Raw genomic sequence first — 2,098 nt, 5'->3', positions numbered from 1 at the left:
GCGCGGAAGGCCTTGGTCCGCACGCCAAGCTCCGCCAGCGCCCCGCCGATCAGCCAGGCGCCGACGCCCAGCCCTGCGGCGGCGAGCGCCTTCTTCGGCTCGAACAGGAAGAAAGCGGCGAAGGCGGCGGCGATCGCCAACAGAGCCGCCAGCCACAGGCGCTGCAAGGCCCCCTTCAGATCGCCGCGCTTCCACGCCAGCAGAGGCCCGGCGGGCAGGATCAGACAGGCGACGATCATCAACGGGTTGAAGACGGCGTTGAAATAGGGCGGACCGACCGAGATGGTCGCCCCCGTCACGCCTTCCAGAATGAGCGGATAGAGGGTGCCCAGCAGCACCGTGGCCGCCGCCGCCGTCAGGAACAGGTTGTTCAGCACCAGCGCGCCTTCGCGGCTGATCGGGGCGAAGGCGGCGCCCGAGCGAATGGCCGGGGCGCGCAAGGCGAACAGGATGAAGGCCGCGCCCGCCGCCACGCCCAGAATGGCCAGCAGCATCATTCCCCGCTGGGGATCGACGGCGAAGGCGTGGACGCTGGTCAATACGCCCGAACGCACCAGAAAGGCGCCCAGCATGGAGAAGGTGAAGGCCAGGATCGCCAGGAAGACGGTCCAGCCCGCCAGGGCCCCGCGCCGCTCGGTGACGATGGCCGAGTGCAGTAGGGCCGCGCCCGCCAGCCACGGCATGAAGCTGGCGTTCTCGACCGGGTCCCAGAACCACCAGCCGCCCCAGCCCAGCTCGTAATAGGCCCAGAAGGAGCCCAGGGCGATGCCGACGGTCAGCAGGGCCCAGGACGCCAGCGCCCAAGGCCGCACCCAGCGGCCCCAGGCCGGATCGACGCGCTTCTCGATCAGGGCCGCGACCGCCAGCGAGAAGCACACCGAAAACCCGACATAGCCGCCGTAGAGCAGCGGCGGATGCACCGCCAGCGCCGGATCTTGCAGCAGGGGGTTCAGCGACGCGCCCTGCACCGGCGCCGGGTCCAGCCGGAAGAAGGGGTTGGAGGTTAAGGCGGCGAAGGCCAGGAACAGGCTCGACAGGGCCGCCTGCACGGCCACGGCCGAGGTCTTCAGCCCGAACGGCAGGCCGCGCGCCAGGGCCAGCGCCCCGCCGAAGACCGTCATCACCAGACACCACAGCAGCAACGAGCCTTCATGGCTGCCCCAAGCGGCGGCGACCTTGTAGAAGACCGGCTTGTCGGTGTGGCTGTTCATGGCCACGTTCGACACTGAGAAGTCCGACACCACGAAGGCGTAGATCAAGGCGCCGAAGGCCAGAGCGATCGCTCCGGCCGAGGCCAGCATGGCGCCGCCGCCGGCCCCCGCCAGCACCGGACTGAGACGCAGACGCCCCGCCGTGGTCAGCGCCAGACTCAGCACCGACAGCGCCAGCGCCAGGATCAGGGCGAAGGCGCCCAGTTCGACGACCAAGGCTTAGGCCCCCTGCTGCGCGGCGACGGCGGGCGCCGCCGCATCGTCAGGCCGCCACTCGCCCTTTTCCTTCAGCCGGTCGGCGACTTCGCGCGGCATATAGGTCTCATCGTGCTTGGCCAGCACCTGGCTGGCCTCGAAGGTGCGGTCGGGTCGGAAGGCGCCTTGCGCCACGATCCCCTGCCCCTCGCGGAACAGGTCGGGCAGGTCGCCGTGATAGATCACCTGCGCCGTCGCCCCGTTGTCGGTGACAATGAAGGCGACCGAGCCGTCGGCGGCCTTGTGCACGCTGCCCGCCTCGACCAGACCGCCCAGGCGGATCATCTGACCGGCCGGAACCTTCTGCGGCGTCACCTCCGAAGGGGAGTAGAAGAAGGTCACATTGTCCTTCATCGCCCACAGCGACAGGCCGACGGCCAGCGCCAGCACGGGCGTCGCAGCGATCACGACCCACAGGCGGCGGCGCGCCTTGGGCGATTTGGGCAACCAGCTCATGTCAGTCGATCGGTCCGGGGACGACGGAAAACACCGCCGCGTATAGCGTCTGGGTCAGGAGGGGCCAACGGCTCATCGGGCGGCCTCGGCCAGGCGTTTCTGCAGGTCGGCGCGGCGCGGGTCCGACGGCGCCAGCACGGCCATCAGCGGCGTCCACATGGCCTCGGCCTCGGCGC

2 protein-coding genes are annotated in these 2,098 nt (G+C 70.1%); both read right to left on the bottom strand.

The window, feature by feature from the left end:
• A partial coding sequence (locus RT567_RS16180) for a heme lyase CcmF/NrfE family subunit (RefSeq protein ID WP_313577232.1) occupies window positions 1-1,427 on the bottom strand: 1,427 nt, incomplete at its 3' end.
• A gap of 3 nt (window positions 1,428-1,430) precedes the next feature.
• A complete protein-coding gene (gene ccmE / locus RT567_RS16175) occupies window positions 1,431-1,922 on the bottom strand; it encodes a cytochrome c maturation protein CcmE (RefSeq protein WP_313577231.1) in 492 nt (163 codons plus the stop codon).
• Window positions 1,923-2,098 lie beyond the last annotated feature (176 nt).

The sequence above is a fragment of the Brevundimonas sp. genome, assembly GCF_032107865.1.
Taxonomy (GTDB): domain Bacteria; phylum Pseudomonadota; class Alphaproteobacteria; order Caulobacterales; family Caulobacteraceae; genus Brevundimonas.
This window is presented reverse-complemented; position numbering and strand designations above follow the sequence as displayed.

Coding starts and splice junctions, on each gene's coding strand:
- ccmE (WP_313577231.1), bottom strand. CDS start 1,922: ATGAGCTGGTTGCCCAAATCGCCCAAGGCGCGCCGCCGCCTGTGGGTC.